The following is a 15,296-nucleotide window of genomic DNA, read 5'->3' as shown; positions in this document are numbered from 1 at the left end:
TCGGAAGCAGTGCGCCAGCCGTACGCCGCCACGCTCTGTGATCCGTGCACAGCGCGCCGCCGTGCCCGCTCGGCGGCATGTGCGGATGGGTGATCGCGCTGTAACGGGATTCTCATCATGGTTGTCGACACAGCGACGGTCAGGGACTCGGGCTATTTGGAGCACATGGTCGGCGGCATGCGCTGGAAGACGACTCATACCGGGTATGGATACTGAGAAATTGCTGTTTGCTGCCAGCTGCCCAGGTGTGATTTCTCAGATGGTCCACCACGCTGCGGGCGTGGAATAGCCCGAATGCGCGGATCCGCGCCTGACGCGCGACCGTGCCTCGGTCATCGCAGATGACCACGCAGGTCGGCGGAGCGTCGTCGATCGTGTGTTTGTGAGACCTACAAGATCGAGGGCGCTGCTGCTGCCACAACGCACCGAGCACGCATCCGCACATCGACAGTTTCGGACGTCGGCAGGCGGGGGGCGGGCCACGGGGCGTAGCGGCCTCCAGGTGAGTGGTTCCTAGTGGCTGCCCGAGGCTGTACACGGAGTAGGTCAGCGTTCTGGCGCACACCGGGTTTTGGCGTCCGAATCTGCCGCCGAGCGGGCGTGCCGGACGCCGGTGCCCCGTCACGAGTAGATCCCAGCAGCGGCAGATCCCACGAAATCGTCCTAAAAATCCCCGGGCTGTGGACGTGGCAGACTGGTCCGATCAGCGGGGGAGGGTGTCGGGGGCCCAGGATGATCGAAATCCGTAGCTTCGCGGGGACTGACCGCGCCGCGCTGCGTGAGCTGTTCGGCCGGGCGGGCGAGGGCTCTCCGTCTTCCTTGTTGTGGGGGCACGAAGAGTCGGAGGCGGCCATGTACCTGGAGCCGTACATGAGCCAGGAACCGGACTCGTTGTTTGTCGCCGTGGCGGGTGGCCATGTCGTCGGCTACCTGGCGGGGTGCCTGGACAGCTCGACCTTTCCAAGCGAGAAAGAGCGCATGGAGCGGGCGATCGCGAAGTATCGGCTGGTATTCCGACCCAAGCCCGCGGCCTTCTTCGCGCGTGGCATGGTCGACATCGCGTCGGCCGCGCTTCGGCGAATGCCCACCGCAAGGGGCTTCGACGATGCCCGTTGGCCGGCCCATCTGCACATCAACGTGACGCCCCTGGCCCGGGGAACCGGCGCCGCCGACGGCCTGATGAAGCGATGGTTCGATCGACTCATCCAGACCGGCTCACCCGGGTGCTATCTACAGACCTTGGCCGAGAACACGCGTGCGGTGAGGTTCTTCGAACGCGTCGGCTTCGCCAGACATGGTCCGACTCCATTGGTCCCCGGTGCCAGGCAGGGCGGCAGGCAACTCCACCAGCAGACGATGGTCTGGCAGCCGTGACCGGCCGGGGTCGCCAGAAGGCACGTAGTTAGGCCGATCGCCGGCCACGCTCCCGCTCTTCAGCGCGGTGGCAGGTAGGAATTGTCGGCTCGCGAGCGCAGGTGCCGCTGCTCGGGCAGGCTCAGGGTGCCGGCCGCCGCGCGTGCGTACGCTTCCCGGGCGGCGGCGTGGTCGCCGGCGAGGTCGAGCAGGTAGCCGCGCGTCGCGTCGACGCGGTAGTAGCCGGCGAGCGCCGGTTCGGCGGCTACCGCGGTGTCCAGTGCCGCCAGTCCGGCGGTCGCTCCCTGCACCATGGCTAGTGCGACCGCGCGGTTCACTGTGGCGATCGGGCCCGGCGCGATCGTGCCGAGCAGGTCGTACAGCACGAGGATCTGCTTCCAGTCGGTGGCCTGCGCCGTGCCCGCCTCGTCGTGTACCGCGGCGATGGCCGCCTGCAACTGGTACGGCCCGATTGGCGCGGTTGCGAGTGCGTTCTTCACCAGCGCCGTTCCCTCGGCGATGGCGTGCTGATCCCACCGGGTTCGGTCCTGCTCGGTGAGCGGAACGAGGTCGCCGTCCGGAGTGGTGCGTGCGGGCCGCCGGGCGTCGGTGAGCAGCATCAATGCCAGGAGCCCGGCCGCCTCACCGTGGCCAGGCAGTGCGGCGACGAGCTGCCGGGTGAGCCGGATCGCCTCGGTGGTCAGGTCGACCCGGTTGAGAGTCGCGCCGGCACTGACCGTCGAACCCTCCGTGAAGATCAGGTACAGGACCTGCATGACGGCGTCGAGCCGGTCGGCGGTTTCGGCTGCGTCCGGCATGTCGAACCGTGCGCCGCTGTCCTGGATGCGGCGCTTGGCGCGGCTGATCCGCTGCGCGACAGTAGCCTCGGGCAGCAGGTAGGCGCGGGCGATCTCGGCGGTGGTCAACCCGCCCACGGCCCGCAGTGTGAGGGCCACCCGCGCCGGTCGGCGCAGCGAGCGATGGCAGCACAGCAGCAGTAGCCGCAGGGTGTCGTCGCGATCGGCGACCTCGACCGGCGTCCGATCGAGCTGCCACGCCCGTAGCTCCCGGCCGCGCCGGGCGGCGTCGCTGCGAAACTGTTCGATGAGCCGGCGCGTTGCCACGGTGATCAGCCAGCCCCGTGGTTGCGCCGGTACACCGTCGCGTGGCCACTGCGCGGCTGCTGTTGCCAGTGCCTCCTGCACGGCATCCTCCGCCGCGTCGAAGGCTCCGTAGCGCCGCGCCAGCGCGGCGAGCACCTGCGGCGCCAGGCCCCGTAGCAGGTCGTTCAGCCCGCGACCGCCGCTCACGTGAGGAAACCGGACAGCGACATCACCGGACGCACCTCGACCAGCCCGAGTGCGGCCTCCGGAATCCGGGCGGCGATCTGTATTGCGCGGTGCCGGTCCTCGCAATCGATGAGGTAGAAGCCGGCGACCAGCTCCTTCACCTCCGGGAACGGGCCGTCTGTCAGGCTCGTGCGGCCGTCGTCATCGACGCTGACCCGCTGGGCCTGGGACGGGTTGGCCAGCGCTTCGGAGACGACGAGTTCGCCGCTGGCGGCCAGCTCGTCGTCGAGTGCGGTGTACGCGTCGAGGCCGATCTTGCGCTGCTCGGCCGGTAGCCGGCTCCAGATCTCGCGGGACGCCGGGTTGGAGTAGATGAGCAGGAGAAACTTCATAGCCTCACCGTGCCAGAAGTTTCCTTCGCGGAGCTGTCGAGAATCGCCGCTCCAGATTCGATCCTCCACCGATGGTGCCTCGCCGAGGCGCCCGTACGTGGGAGAAACGTGATGATCGTGCACCTTGCCGCCGTGACGGTCGCGGTGGTGGCATCGTTCCTGATTAGTAGTGTCTGGTATGCCGTACTTGGCCGCTCACTTGCCCGGCTCAGCGACGCCTATGCCGGTACCAGCCGGCCGCCGGCCTGGCATGCGCTACTCGAACTGGCGCGTGCCTCGATCCTCGCTGCGGTGCTCGCGGTCGCTGCCGACCGGATCGGCGTCACCGGCGTACCGTCGGCGATCCTGGTCGCGCTGCTCGCCTGGGCCGCTTTCCCGCTGGTTCTGCTCAGCGGATCGGTCCTGCACGAACGCGTGCCGTGGCGACTGGCCGCCATCCACGCCGGAGACTGGCTGCTCAAGCTGCCCGTCGTCATGCTGATCGTCGGACTCTGGAGGTAATCGCCATGCCCGCCATGCCTGGGCCGCTGGACACCGAGTTCACTGCAACCCTGGAGAAGAGCGACGCCGACAATGGCTGGACATACGTGATCATGCCCGGCTCTGCCGAGTATTTCGGCACCAGAGGGCTGGTCAAGGTGCGCGGAACCATCGATGGCGTCCCGTTCCGGTCCTCGTTCATGGCGCTCGGCGACGGCCGGCACAAGCTGCCGGTGAAGGCCGACCTGCGCCGCGCGATAGGCAAGGAGGCCGGCCAGCAGGTCACCGTACGGCTACAGGAACGTCTCCGATAGCTGCTGCTCAGCGTCGGGAAAGGTGACCTGGAACAGCAAGTGGTCCCGCCACCGGCCGGCGATCTTGAGGTACTCCGGGGCTTGGCCGTACGGTACGAAGCCGTTCTTGATCAGAACCCGCTGGGACGGTCGGTTGTCAACCAGGGTTTCTGCCTGGAGTCGATGCAGGCCAAGTTGCGCAGAGGCGGTCCGCTTGGCGGCGGCCACCGCTGCGGAGGCAAAGCCCTGACCGTTGCGGTCCTGAGAGATCCAGTAGCCGATGCTCGCGGACTGGAACGCCCCTCGAATGATGCTGTTGATGTTCAGTGTGCCGACGAGATTCCCGGCCCCGTCGACTATGACCATCGGCAGCGCGGTGCCGTTCTCCGCCGCTTGCAGGCTCGCGAGGGCGGCGCGCTCCTGTCCCTCGTCGGTGAAGTACTCCGCTGGGTGCAGCGGACTCGTCGGCGCCAGGAACTCTCGGTTGGCCCGGGCGAGCTGGGCGAGTGCCGGAATGTCCTTGCGCTCCAGGGGACGTAGGAGCGAGCGAGCCGCAGTGAGCGCGTCCAATACCATGCCACCTCAACCTCAATCTGTTCTGCACTGACGTTCACGATGCAGGATGCCAAGGGGACTTCTACTTCCTCAATTCGGCTATGTCCGACGCTCATCGACACGCCGGCCGGTCACGCTCTGTGACGCCTGGATCGCGGCTGGATACGCATGTCGGACGGTACTCGGGTGAGTCGCTGACGTGTCTAGTCGACGTCGGCTGATCTGGGGCGCCCGTCGAGGAGTTGGCTGAGGTTGTCCTGGGCCAGCGCCGCCAGCGAGAGCGCGCCGTCGCTGTCGAGCCAGATCTCGGTGGCGACCCGGAAGGCGGTGGTGGTCGCTGCGGCCATCAGCCTGGCCTGCGGGCTGTCGGGCCGCTCGTCGGTGCGTTCGGCGACGAATGCGCGGAGGAGTCGCTCGAAGTCGGTCAGCACGGCCAGGTACGACCCGGCGAGGGACGGGGTGGTGACGAGGAGGCGGATCCGGACGAGTTGGCGGTCCCGGTCCGCCTCCAGGATCGTGCTGGTCTCGTCCAACAGTGCGGAGAGCGATTCGGGGAAGGGTTCGTTGCGGGGACGTCCGCGCAGGTGGGTGCCGGCCGAGGCGAACGGCCGATGTCGCCTCGGTGGGATTCACGGCGCTCACCGAACCGGGCCACCACGGCCAGACGTACCCGTTGACCGGACCGGAGGCGCTCACCCTCGCCGCGCAGGTCGAACAGATCGGCGCGGTGATCGACCGCAAACTGGTCTTCGAGGAACTCACCGTCGAGCAGGCCCGGGTGGAGCTGGCGCGGCATGTCCCGGACATGGTCGTGGACTACTTCCTCGAGGTGCGGGTCAGGGTTCGACGTGACGTCCTGGACACGGTCGAGGACATCACCGGCCGCCCGGCCAGGACCTTCCGACAGTGGGCGGAGGAGAACGCGGACGCGTTCCGGTGAGCTGATACGAGGCCGGGCGCCCACGAACCGGTCGGCCTCGTCCCACCGGCGACGTCAGTCGCCCGGGGGCAAGCACTCCCACCCGCGCCTCCTGGCTCAACCGGGTCGAGCGGTTCTTTCTCGATGCTGAACCAACATCACAAAGACGTCCGAAAGGATCTACCAGTCCGCTGTTGATCTTCCACGCCGCTTCCACGCGGGTGTGTTTCGATGCTCTCACTCGTCGATGGGTTGGAGGGCCGGGGATGAACGGCGGAGTCTGGCGTCGCGGCGCGCTCGTCGGCGCAATGGTGCTCGCGATGGTGTTGGCTACCGGGGGAGCGGTCTTCGCCGCCGCTCCGCTACGCATCATGGTCGTCGGCGACTCGATCACCCAGGGATCGTCGGGCGACATCACCTGGCGCTACCACCTGTACCAGCATCTGCTGAACGCCAGCGTCTCGTTCGACCTCGTGGGTGACCGGACGGACCTGTACAACAACGTCACCAACCAGCACGGCGACCAGACCTATCCGTATCCGTTCGACCGGGACCACCACGCGCAGTGGGGACGGCCGCTGACGTTCGAGAAGGACACCGTCCAGGGCGCGGTGTCCAGCACCGGAGCGCAGGTCGTCCTGGTCCTGCTCGGCATCAATGACCTGGCCTGGTTCTCGCACAGCCCGGCGCAGGTCGCCGACGACATGCGTACCTTCGTCAGCAACGCGCGCGCGGCGAACCCCTCGGTCACCATCGTCATCGGCCACACCCTGTCGCGCTACGACATCTTTGGCAAGGTGTACCTCAACCAGGCCGACACGGCTGACCTCAACGCGCGGTACGACGCCCTCGCTGCGTCGATGTCGACCTCTGCGTCCAGGGTGGTGACCACCGCCGACCCGGCCGGCTGGGATCCGGCGGTACACACCTGGGACGGCACGCACCCCAACTCGACCGGTGAGGCGCGGATCGCGGCGGCGTTCGCCAACGCGCTGAACCGCGTCGGCATCGGCCGCAGCTTCGTCGGACCGACGAATGTGACGTGGCCGTCGACCGGTCCGGCGGTGAGCACCACGTCGCTGAACCGGGCAGCCCGGCTCAACTGGTCGGCCACACCGGGTGCCACCGGTTACCTGGTCGAGCAGCGGGTCATCAAGCCCTCGAACGAGACGACCTTCACCCGGCTGCCGTACCCCGTCTCGGACACCACATGGACCACGGATGGCCTGGCGGGCACGCAGGTCGACTACCGTCTCGTGCCGACCAAGGGGCTGATGACCGGCCAGCCGGGCAACCATTCCCGGGCCGTGTTCGGCGGCGTCGTGCCGGGCCGTGTAACGCTGAATGGCTCGCCCGGCCCCACCGCCAACGAGTCCCGGTTGTCGTGGACGTCCACAGCGGAGGCCACCGGCTACTACATCGAAATGATCGACCTCGCGCGCGCCCCTGACAGCTGGACCCGGCTGCCCTGGGCGGTTTCCGCGACGTCGTTCAACCCCGGCCTGTTGAACGCCGGCAACTGGTACCGCTGGCGTGTCGTGCCGGTCAACGGGCTGTTGGAGGGGCCGGCCTCGGTGCCCATCGAGATACGCACCACGGGCGTGCCGCAATACACCAGGTTCTTCGCGCTGGGCGACTCCTACTCGGCCGGGATCGGCAACCAGGATTCGAAGGCCGACGCGCAATGCGGGCGCTCGCCCAACACGTGGGCCTACCTGGCCAAGGCACCGTGGGACCCGCAGCCCGAACTGTTCGCCTGCTCCGGTGCCACGACCCTTGACGTGGACCTGTACCAGAAGGGCCTCATTCCGTGGCACGCCCCCGGCCCCACGCTGATCACCATGACGATCGGCGGCAACGACGCCGGGTTCGGGCCGGAACTGACCAACTGCATCCTGCTTCCGGTGCAGTGCACCCACCGGGAGCCGGCGCTCAACGACACGATCGACGCTCTCTACAACCCGCTGCGCCTGCTCTACCGGGACCTCCGGCTGCGGGCGCCGGGCGCCGACATCTTCGTGGCCGGCTACCCGCAGCTCGTTGCGCCGGGTCTGCCCTGCCCGCTCGCCATCAACGCGGCGCTCGACGACGACGAACGGCGGATGATCGTGCGGCTCGGCGGCCGGTTGAACAGCGTGATCCAGCAGGCCGCCTTCGACGCCGGCGTGGTGGCCTTCACCGGCGAGGTGACGGGCCGGTTCGCGGGCAACCAGCACGCCGCGTGCGGCACCGATCCGTGGATCAACGACCTCGTCTTCAGCTACCGGGAATCGTCGTTCCACCCGTTCGAGCCCGGGAACCTGGCGTACGCGTTGGCGCTCAACGACCGACGCGTGCTGGTGAACACCAACGGCGCGGTGCGTTCCGTGCTCTGAGGGCACGGGTACAGCCTGCGGCAGAGGAGGGGACCGGGGTGCCAATGGGACGCTCGTCGGAGCGCCCTGCCGGCCCCTGGCGGCCGCCTACCCGCACACCATCCTGGTTTCCTTCACCTACGGCCTCGGACCTCGACGGCTCTGGCCGGTCGTGGCCGCCGGTACCGCGCTGGCGACCGCATCGGTCGCCGGTTCGGTCGCGGTCGACAACGTCTCTCGCGCCACCGCCGACACCAGCGCGCCAGTTCCGACTTGTCGACTCTGAGGAGGGGTTTCGGGGGTAGACGGGGGCGTCATGCCCTGAGTCAGGGCGTAAGTGTCGCGTTGCGACGATGGTCGGCGTGGTGGGCTGGTGGGCGATGTTGACCGCCGTCGTGGTCCTCGACCGGCCGACGAACTGGATCGTGGTCGATGAGTTCGGGTCGTTCGGGTTAGAGTGTTCGGGCCACCACCTGGTGATCGTCGTCAGACCTCAGCTCGGCGTCCGCCGGAGCGTTCCGGTGCGGCGGGTAGGGCTTGGGCGACCCGCCTCGCAGATGCCGGCACCGTTCTTACGGAGGAACCGATGCGCAGGACAATGATCAGGACGTTTGCCGCCGCCGTGGTCACGGCGGGCTTCGCTGCCGGCCTGGTGGCAGCGCCGGGTACGGCCGCCGCGTCGACCGAGCAGATCTTCATCGCGTACGGCGTCAACCCGCCCGACGCCCACGCTGCGGCCTTGCGGCAGATGGAGGCGTACAGCCCCACCTGCCAGGAGGTCAGCACCACCTACTCGCCGGCCGGATCCGGGCACACCTGGAAGGCCACGCTCACCGCGCTCTGCTGACGAGGTGGGCGCCGGTGAGCGCGCCGGCACCCGCACGTCGTGCTGGACGAGTACGTTACTTCCCACAAACGGCCATCGGCCCCATCAACGCCGGTCGCAACGCCCTCCGAACGGGGTGACGCGTCCCTTCCGCCAGTGGCCGATGCCGGGCATGATCGCGATATAGCCGCGACGCATCCTTGACTTCCCGTAGTTGCGTAATGCAATATCAGCGCTCCTCGACAAGAGGACGTTGTCATTCCGCAAAACGGAAGAGCGGCAATCCCGGTGCGAAAGTTATTGATTCCGAGTCTGTTCCTGTCCGGCGTGGCGGTGGCCGCGCTGTTGCCGGCTGCCGGCGCGTCGCTCCGGATGCCGGGCGAGGTCACCGACCCGGTCCGGTACGTCAACCCGCACATCGGAACCGGTGACGCCGGTGGCGACGTGGGCACCGGCAACACCTCGCCGGCCGCCGCGCTGCCGTTCGGAATGATCCAACTCGGTCCGGACACCGACGGCCGGACGGCGGCGGGTTATCTGGACACCGCGGATGCCATCACCGGATTCTCCCTCAACCATCTCTCCGGAATGGGTTGCGACTATGTCGGCAACGACGGCGGTTTTCTGCCGGTCGTCGGTGAGCTGAGCAAGCCCGAGCAGGCGAGGGAGGAATTCAGCCAGGACGATTCCGTGGCCGCGCCGGGCTACTATGCCACGACCCTGCGGACCTCCGGGGTGGCAGCCGCGATGGCGGTGACCCGGCGCGGCGCGGTGAGCGAGTTCAGCTATCCGGGCACCGACGCGGCGCGGATGCTCGTCCGGGCCAGCAGCCTCAACACGGGCAGCGGCGGCTCGATCTCGATCGACCCGACGCGGCGGCAGGTGACCGCCGCGATCGTGAACAACACCCGGGAGGGCGCGGGCGGTTTCTGCGACAAGCCGAACACCTACACCGTCTATCTGGCGGCACGGTTCGACGAGGCGTTCACCGGCTACGGGACGTGGCGCGGCGACGCGGTGAGCGCCGGATCGACGTCGGCGGAGGGCAGCCGGCCGGCCGGCACCGCGGCGGGCGGGTACCTCACGTTCGACACCCGGGAGGCGCGGACCGTCCACATGCGGGTCGGGATGTCGTACGTCAGCGCCGCCGCGGCCGTCGCGAACCTGGACGCGGAAGTCGGCACCCGTACGCTGGCCGAGGTACGGGCCGCCGCCAGCACCACCTGGACCGACCTGCTGCACCGGGTACGCGTGACCGGCGGCAACGAGATCCAGCGGACGAACTTCTACACCGCGCTCTACCACGCCACCCTCGCGCCGAACCTGTTCAGCGACGCCGACGGACGTTATCCGGGGATGGATCAGCAGGTCCACCAGCTCGGCGAAGGGCAGGCCGCCCAGTACACGAACTACTCCGGCTGGGACACCTACCGGTCCCAGGCCGCCCTGGTCGCCCTGCTCGACCCGGTGGTTGCCGCCGACCAGGCCCAGTCCCTGGTCAACATGGCCGAGCAGGGCGGCTTCCTGCCGAAGTGGCCGGTGGCGAACGGGTACACCCAGGTGATGGCCGGCGACCCGGCCGACAACATCATCGCGGCGACGTACGCCTTCGGGGGTCGGACGTTCGACACCGGCGCGGCGCTCGCGGCGATGCTGAAGGGCGCCGAACACGGCGGCGGCGGTGCCGACGGGGTCGGCCAGTGGGGGTACGTGGAGCGGGAGGCCAACGCCGAGTACCTGAGTTACGGGTACGTGCCCGGCAACCCGTCGCTGACCCTGGAGTACGCCGCCAACGACGCGGCGATCGCCCAGTTCGCCAAGGCACTCGGCCGGACGGACCTCTACCAGACCTACCTCAGCCGGGCGCAGAACTGGCAGAACGTCGTCAACCCGTACACCGCGACCGGTCCGTACGTCCAGCAGCGCGACGGTGGGGGAGGCTTTCCGCCCGGACCCGGGTTCCAACCGCCCGGCGACGGGGCGTTCGGCCAGCCGGGGTTCAACGAGGGCAACGCCACCCAGTACACCTTCATGGTCACCCACAACCCGGCCGGGCTCGTGGCCGCGCTCGGCGGTGACGCCGCGGCCACCGCCCGGCTCGACGCGTTCTTCGACGCCCCGGCCGGCGAGCGCTGGGGGATGGCCGGGCCGAACGCGCCGTACTACTGGTTCGGCAACGAACCGACCTTCGGGCACCCGTGGCTCTACAACTACACCGGCGCACCCTGGAAGACCCAGCGGACGGTCCGAGCCGTACTCGACCGGCTTTTCACCCCGGCCTCGAACGGCCTGCCGGGCAACGACGACCTCGGCGCGGTCTCGGCCTGGTACGTGTGGGGGGCATTGGGGCTGTACCCGCTCAACCCCGGCACCGCCGACCTGCAACTGGCGGTACCACTGTTCCCACACGTCGAGGTGGTCCGGCCGGACGGTGCCGTGCTGGCCGTCGACGCGCCCGGCGCGGACGCCGGACCGCGGTACATCACCGGCGCGACCGTGGACGGTGAGCGCTGGTCCAGGCCGTGGCTGCCGGCCGCCAAGGTGACCGCCGAGGCCGGCACCACGGTACGGCTCGCCCTGTCGGCCACCCCCGACACCTCCTGGGGCACCGCACCCGGCGACCGGCCACCGTCGGACCGGACCGGCGAGGCGGCTGGCATCGGCTACACGTCGCCGGCCGGGGAACTGGTGGTACCGGCCGGCGGGACCGGCACGGTGCGGATCGGCGTACGCGGCACCGCCGCCGATCCGGCGACGGTCTCCTGGTCGGCGACGGCACCGACCGGCCTGACCCTGTCGACGACGTCGGGAAGCCTCGCCGTCGAACCGGCCCGGGACGCCGCCGTCGACGTCACCGTCTCGGCCGGGCCCGACACGCCGGCCGGCAGTTTCGATCTGCCGGTCAGGTTCTCGGCCAGCCACAGCCCACAGCCGGTGCTGCTGCGCGTGACGGTGGTGCCGGCCGGCTCCGGCTGAGCCCCGCTCGCACTGGTCCGGTATTTCGGATTCTCGTCGGCCGCCGCGATCAGCAGCGCTGGACGTTGCCGGAGGAATCGATGGGCGTTCCCCGCGGAGCGGAGAGCCCGCCGTCGGGCGAGTGGGTTTGCCGCCGCTGCTCGCCTCATGTCTCCGGTTGCTCGGTGACGGAGGTGGCGCATCCGCAGCTACGCCGCCGGACGAGGCGGCCGGTGTAGGTACGGTGGATCACTTCCCTCTGCCGGCTGGTGACGTGTTGCACGGCACAGGCCGCCATCCGGGCGACGGGTTGGCTCACGGTGGTGAGGCCCGGATTGGCGAAGGCCGCCGCCCGTGTTCCGTCGATGGACACCACGGCGAGGTCGTCCGGTATGCGTAGGCCGAGACTGGCCGCGGCGCTGATGACGCCAACCGCTTGGACGTCGGAGGCCACCAGGACTGAGTCCGGGCGGTCACGTCGGGTGAGGAGGTTGCGCGCCGTACGGTAGCCGCCGTGGTAGGTGAACGGCGCGTGGAGGCAGCTTCCCGGATGGAGGTTCGCGGAGGCCAGCGCGCGCTGCCAGCCTCGTCGGCGGCACTGTCGGAGGTGTTGCAGATCAGCAGGGCGTAGCCGAGGCGGGCCGCGGCGCGTTCGGTGGCGTGGGCCAGTTCGGCGAAGAAGGGGTTGGAGGCGTCGGGGAGGATGAGACCCAGAGCATGGGTACGCCCCAGCTTCAGTGAGCGGGCCCGCGCGTCGGGGCGGTAGCCGAGGACCTCGACCGCCGCGAGGACCTTGTCGCGGGTGGCCGGGCCGACCGGAACCGGGCTGGAACGGCAACAGCGGTCCTCGTTCCCTCGGTCAGGAGTTGCGCGGGGCTACCAGGCCGGATTCGTAGGCGAGGACGACGAGTTGAGCGCGGTCGCGGGCGTGGAGCTTGGCCATGGCACGGTTGATGTGGGTTTTCGCGGTCTGCGGGCTGATCACCATGCGCTGGGCGATCTCGTCGTTGGACAGGCCCTGCGCGACCAGCACGACGGCCTCGCGTTCGCGGTTGGTCAGTTCTTTCAGCACCGCCTCGGGGTCCGGGTGGAGCGGCTGGGTGATGTACTGGTCGATCAGCTTGCGGGTGATCGTCGGTGCGAGCAGCGCGTCGCCGCGCGCGGCGACCCGTACGGCGTGCAGGAAGTCTTCCGGTTGGATGTCTTTGACGAGGAATCCGGCGGCGCCGGCGCGCAGCGCGTTGAAGACGTACTCGTCGAGTCCATAGTTCGTGAGGATGACGACATGTATGCCGGCCAGGGCCGGGTCGGCGGCGATGCGCCGGGTCGCCTCGATACCGTCGATGACCGGCATCTGGATGTCGATGAGCGCGATGTCGGGCAGGTGTTTCCTGGCGAGAGCCAGGCCCTCCTTCCCGTCGGCGGCCTCGGCCACCACCTCGATGTCGTCTTCGATGTCGAGAAGGGCGCGGAATCCGCTGCGCAGGAGCGGCTGGTCGTCGACCAGTAGGACCCGGATCATGACATTCGGTCCACGGGGAGTTCGGCCTGGACGGTGAAGCCGCCCTCACTGCGTGGTTCCGCCCGCAGGTGACCACCGAGGGCGGTGACGCGTTCCCGCATCCCGAGCAGCCCGACGCCGGGCACCAGGGCGGTGCCCGGCGTGGCCTTGCCGTCGTCGTCGATCTGGATGGCGAGGGTGTCCGGACGGTAGTCGATCCGGACCGACGCCGTCTCGGCGGCGGCATGACGGGCGATGTTGGTCAGCGACTCCTGGACGATTCGGTAGACGGTCCGGTCCACCGCGGCCGGCACGTCGGGTCGTTGTCCCTCGATCGTCAGCGTCGCGTCGAGGCCGGTCGTCCGAGCCCGTTGTACCAGCTCCGGGACGTGATCGAGGCCATGCGGTGGGGCCTTTCCGTCGTCCCGTAGCGCCTCCAGGGTCGCCCGCAGTTCTCGGCTCGCCTCACGACCGGCCTCCCGGATCACCAGCAGGGCCTCCGGCACCGGGTCGCCCCGCCGGTGGGCGAGGTGGACTGCGACTTCGGCCTGCACCTTGATGACGGAGATCTGGTGGGTGAGCGAATCGTGCAGTTCCCGTGCGATGTGCAGGCGCTCCTCGTCGGCGCGGCGCCGCGCGGTCTCCTCCCGGGTGCGCTCGGCCTCATCCGCCCTCCGTTCGGCCTGCCGCAGCGCTTCACCCGCCGCGCCGGCGGCGATCAGCCAGGCCAGCTCGAGGACACTTCGGGCCTGCGCGAACGCTTCGCTCGTGTCGTGCAGGCCCGCCGCCATTGCGGCGAGGGGGAGAGCGGCCAGCATGATCACACTCGCCGCTACCGTGACAGTGCGGTGTCCCGCCCGTACGGCGGCGTACACCGCGAACAGGTACGCGACGGCAGGCACGTCGACCCCGGCCGCCTGGTGACCCACCGCGCACAGCCCGGTGGCGGCCAGGACGGGAACCGGCGCGCGGCGGCGCGCGGCCAGCGACAGGCCGCCAACCGTCAGCAACGCGTAGCCGAGCAGGTCGAGGTTGGTGGCGGAGCGCTGCCCGGTCAGCCCGGTGACCAGCAGGATCGCCGCCACACCAGCGGCGATCGCCCAGTCTCTGACACCGATCCGTCCCCTGCCCATGCGCGCACCCTAGCCGGATGTCGGCCCGGGCGACTCGTGCGCGCGGATGATCGGCCGGCTACCGCACCCGCGGTACCGTCCCGGCTTCTGCGGCATCCGCGTCAGCCGGACGTGCCGCTTGCGGCAGGGTGAAGTGCCCGCGTTTGCGGGACGACAGGTGGTGGGCCCGGCGGACAGGATCAGACGAGTTCCAGTCGTAGGAAGGTAAGGAGAACCTCATGCCCGTCCGTCGCCTGTTTACCGTTTTCACCGCCCTGCTCGGGGGTTTCGGGCTTGCCACACCATCGGCCGCGCACGCCTCGGCCCAGTCGGCCGCTGTCGATGCTTACACCATGACCGCCGGGCGACTCGTGGGCAGCGTGGCCGCGCTGGTGGCGCTGGCCGGCGTGGTCGTCGGTGGGCTGGCTCTGGCCCGCTCCGCCGGTCGTATCGGCAACGGCACCGGGAAAAGGGGGGCCATCGTGGCCCTGGCGGCGGGGCTGACCGGCATGGTCGGCGGCGGGCTGGTGGTGGCCGCCGCCGAGGGTGGTCCCGGCACCGGCTACGGAATCGTGGGTGGCTTCGTGGCCCTGGTGATCGGGTTGATCGCCACGGTCCTGGGCTGGCTGGCTCTGGCCCGTTCCCGCCGCACCGTGTGACCGGTTGGCTGCGGCGAGTACCGGAGGGAGAACGATGCGACACACCATCTCGGTCTGGCGAACACTCGCCGCCGGCCTCGCCGGAGGCATCGCGTTCGTGCTGGGCACGTTCGTCACCTTCCGCCTGTTCGGCGGTTCACGCCAAGGTGCGGAAGGACTGTTGTTCGACCCCGACACCCAGCATGCCAAGGTCATCACCGTGTGGAAGGAACTGGAGCCACTTCCACGGATTCTGGAGAATCCGCCGATCGTCGTCGGCGGGATGCTCGCGTTCGGGATCGGCTACGCCTTCGTCTACCGGTCCGTCGCGTCCGCCTGGCCGACGGGCCTGCACAGCAGGGCATGGCGGCTCGGCCTCATCGTGTGGCTGGGCACGGTGTTCGCCGAGTTCATGGGCCCGTTCAACGTACTGCACCAGCCCCTGAACCTCAGCGTCCTGGCCTGGGCGATGTGGGCGGTATGCGCCTTCGCCGAGGCGTACGCGCTCGTATTCGTCCTGGACCGTGGCCGGTCCGAGCGGCGTGCACAAGGCGAACGCGGCCCCGGGCATCGCGCCACCGCCGCCGAACCCCACGTCTGAGCTGCCGGCGGCGGACGACGTCGGCCGG

The 15,296-nt window shown here is 69.4% G+C and carries 16 protein-coding genes and 1 pseudogene; 9 read left to right on the top strand and 8 right to left on the bottom strand.

Annotated elements, in window-relative coordinates; all coding sequences use genetic code 11:
• Window positions 1-732: 732 nt before the first annotated feature.
• A complete protein-coding gene (locus Pma05_RS36480; protein WP_203862094.1) occupies window positions 733-1,374 on the top strand; it encodes a GNAT family N-acetyltransferase in 642 nt (213 codons plus the stop codon).
• A 59-nt stretch (window positions 1,375-1,433) separates the two neighbouring features.
• Here the strand turns inward: Pma05_RS36480 and Pma05_RS36475 are convergent, their stop codons facing one another.
• Together Pma05_RS36475 and Pma05_RS36470 are read right to left on the bottom strand one after the other, a co-directional pair.
• Window positions 1,434-2,663 carry an RNA polymerase sigma factor gene (locus tag Pma05_RS36475; protein ID WP_203862093.1) on the bottom strand — a complete coding sequence of 410 codons (1,230 nt, stop codon included), beginning with the start codon at window positions 2,661-2,663 and terminating at the stop codon, window positions 1,434-1,436.
• Window positions 2,660-3,034 (bottom strand): YciI family protein, encoded by a 375-nt coding sequence (locus Pma05_RS36470; RefSeq protein WP_203862092.1) that lies wholly within the window; start codon window positions 3,032-3,034, stop codon window positions 2,660-2,662. The genes Pma05_RS36475 and Pma05_RS36470 overlap by 4 nt, the downstream gene beginning before the upstream one ends.
• 132 nt (window positions 3,035-3,166) lie before the next feature.
• On the opposite strand from Pma05_RS36470, the gene Pma05_RS36465 reads away from it, so the two are divergent.
• Both Pma05_RS36465 and Pma05_RS36460 read left to right on the top strand, forming a co-directional pair.
• Window positions 3,167-3,535, top strand: a complete 369-nt coding sequence (locus tag Pma05_RS36465) for a DUF1761 domain-containing protein (RefSeq protein ID WP_203862091.1) — start codon at window positions 3,167-3,169, stop codon at window positions 3,533-3,535.
• A gap of 5 nt (window positions 3,536-3,540) precedes the next feature.
• Window positions 3,541-3,828, top strand: coding sequence for a DUF1905 domain-containing protein (locus tag Pma05_RS36460; protein WP_239313857.1), 288 nt, complete (start codon window positions 3,541-3,543; stop codon window positions 3,826-3,828).
• Here Pma05_RS36460 and Pma05_RS36455 read toward each other — a convergent pair.
• Window positions 3,808-4,383, bottom strand: coding sequence for a GNAT family N-acetyltransferase (locus Pma05_RS36455; RefSeq protein ID WP_203862090.1), 576 nt, complete (start codon window positions 4,381-4,383; stop codon window positions 3,808-3,810). The genes Pma05_RS36460 and Pma05_RS36455 overlap by 21 nt on opposite strands.
• Before the next feature lie 182 nt (window positions 4,384-4,565).
• Window positions 4,566-4,895, bottom strand: a complete 330-nt coding sequence (locus Pma05_RS36450; RefSeq protein WP_203862089.1) for an acyl-CoA-like ligand-binding transcription factor — start codon at window positions 4,893-4,895, stop codon at window positions 4,566-4,568.
• A gap of 89 nt (window positions 4,896-4,984) precedes the next feature.
• On the opposite strand from Pma05_RS36450, the gene Pma05_RS36445 reads away from it, so the two are divergent.
• The 4 genes from Pma05_RS36445 to Pma05_RS36430 all read left to right on the top strand — a co-directional run bounded on the left by Pma05_RS36445 (window position 4,985) and on the right by Pma05_RS36430 (window position 11,437).
• Window positions 4,985-5,302: a Rossmann-fold NAD(P)-binding domain-containing protein gene (locus Pma05_RS36445; protein WP_203862088.1), complete on the top strand. Its 318-nt coding sequence runs from the start codon at window positions 4,985-4,987 to the stop codon at window positions 5,300-5,302.
• A 245-nt stretch (window positions 5,303-5,547) separates the two neighbouring features.
• The gene (locus Pma05_RS36440; protein WP_203862087.1) at window positions 5,548-7,656 is read left to right on the top strand and encodes a GDSL-type esterase/lipase family protein; all 2,109 of its coding nucleotides are present in this window, start codon (window positions 5,548-5,550) and stop codon (window positions 7,654-7,656) included.
• A 565-nt stretch (window positions 7,657-8,221) separates the two neighbouring features.
• Entirely contained in the window at window positions 8,222-8,482 is a 261-nt protein-coding gene (locus Pma05_RS36435; protein WP_203862086.1) for a hypothetical protein, read from the top strand.
• 267 nt (window positions 8,483-8,749) lie between these two features.
• Window positions 8,750-11,437, top strand: coding sequence for a GH92 family glycosyl hydrolase (locus tag Pma05_RS36430; protein WP_203862085.1), 2,688 nt, complete (start codon window positions 8,750-8,752; stop codon window positions 11,435-11,437).
• 145 nt (window positions 11,438-11,582) lie between these two features.
• Here the strand turns inward: Pma05_RS36430 and Pma05_RS44185 are convergent, their stop codons facing one another.
• The 4 genes and pseudogenes from Pma05_RS44185 to Pma05_RS36415 form a co-directional block, all read right to left on the bottom strand.
• The gene (locus tag Pma05_RS44185; protein WP_372441617.1) at window positions 11,583-12,032 is read right to left on the bottom strand and encodes a substrate-binding domain-containing protein; all 450 of its coding nucleotides are present in this window, start codon (window positions 12,030-12,032) and stop codon (window positions 11,583-11,585) included.
• Window positions 12,026-12,130: pseudogene (locus tag Pma05_RS44180) on the bottom strand (LacI family DNA-binding transcriptional regulator); the annotation flags it as partial. The gene Pma05_RS44185 and the pseudogene Pma05_RS44180, both read right to left, overlap by 7 nt.
• A 145-nt stretch (window positions 12,131-12,275) precedes the next feature.
• Window positions 12,276-12,938, bottom strand: a complete 663-nt coding sequence (locus tag Pma05_RS36420) for a response regulator (protein WP_203862084.1) — start codon at window positions 12,936-12,938, stop codon at window positions 12,276-12,278.
• Window positions 12,935-14,050: a sensor histidine kinase gene (locus Pma05_RS36415; RefSeq protein WP_203862083.1), complete on the bottom strand. Its 1,116-nt coding sequence runs from the start codon at window positions 14,048-14,050 to the stop codon at window positions 12,935-12,937. The genes Pma05_RS36420 and Pma05_RS36415 overlap by 4 nt, the downstream gene beginning before the upstream one ends.
• A gap of 218 nt (window positions 14,051-14,268) precedes the next feature.
• Between Pma05_RS36415 and Pma05_RS36410 the strand changes: the two genes are divergently transcribed.
• Together Pma05_RS36410 and Pma05_RS36405 are read left to right on the top strand one after the other, a co-directional pair.
• Window positions 14,269-14,688 carry a DUF6223 family protein gene (locus Pma05_RS36410; RefSeq protein WP_203862082.1) on the top strand — a complete coding sequence of 140 codons (420 nt, stop codon included), beginning with the start codon at window positions 14,269-14,271 and terminating at the stop codon, window positions 14,686-14,688.
• A 34-nt stretch (window positions 14,689-14,722) separates the two neighbouring features.
• The gene (locus Pma05_RS36405) at window positions 14,723-15,268 is read left to right on the top strand and encodes a hypothetical protein (RefSeq protein ID WP_203862081.1); all 546 of its coding nucleotides are present in this window, start codon (window positions 14,723-14,725) and stop codon (window positions 15,266-15,268) included.
• Window positions 15,269-15,296: the final 28 nt, after the last annotated feature.

Origin of the sequence: Plantactinospora mayteni (assembly GCF_016862935.1) — a bacterium.
Lineage (GTDB): Bacteria > Actinomycetota > Actinomycetes > Mycobacteriales > Micromonosporaceae > Plantactinospora > Plantactinospora mayteni.
This window is presented reverse-complemented; position numbering and strand designations above follow the sequence as displayed.

Excerpts from the sequence above, each read along its gene's own strand:
- Pma05_RS36470 (WP_203862092.1), bottom strand. The coding sequence starts at position 3,034 with ATGAAGTTTCTCCTGCTCATCTACTCCAACCCGGCGTCCCGCGAGATC.
- Pma05_RS36455 (WP_203862090.1), bottom strand. The coding sequence starts at position 4,383 with ATGGTATTGGACGCGCTCACTGCGGCTCGCTCGCTCCTACGTCCCCTG.
- Pma05_RS36410 (WP_203862082.1), top strand. The coding sequence starts at position 14,269 with ATGCCCGTCCGTCGCCTGTTTACCGTTTTCACCGCCCTGCTCGGGGGT.
- Pma05_RS36420 (WP_203862084.1), bottom strand. The coding sequence starts at position 12,938 with ATGATCCGGGTCCTACTGGTCGACGACCAGCCGCTCCTGCGCAGCGGA.
- Pma05_RS36415 (WP_203862083.1), bottom strand. The coding sequence starts at position 14,050 with ATGGGCAGGGGACGGATCGGTGTCAGAGACTGGGCGATCGCCGCTGGT.
- Pma05_RS36460 (WP_239313857.1), top strand. The coding sequence starts at position 3,541 with ATGCCCGCCATGCCTGGGCCGCTGGACACCGAGTTCACTGCAACCCTG.
- Pma05_RS36440 (WP_203862087.1), top strand. The coding sequence starts at position 5,548 with ATGAACGGCGGAGTCTGGCGTCGCGGCGCGCTCGTCGGCGCAATGGTG.
- Pma05_RS36480 (WP_203862094.1), top strand. The coding sequence starts at position 733 with ATGATCGAAATCCGTAGCTTCGCGGGGACTGACCGCGCCGCGCTGCGT.
- Pma05_RS36405 (WP_203862081.1), top strand. The coding sequence starts at position 14,723 with ATGCGACACACCATCTCGGTCTGGCGAACACTCGCCGCCGGCCTCGCC.
- Pma05_RS36435 (WP_203862086.1), top strand. The coding sequence starts at position 8,222 with ATGCGCAGGACAATGATCAGGACGTTTGCCGCCGCCGTGGTCACGGCG.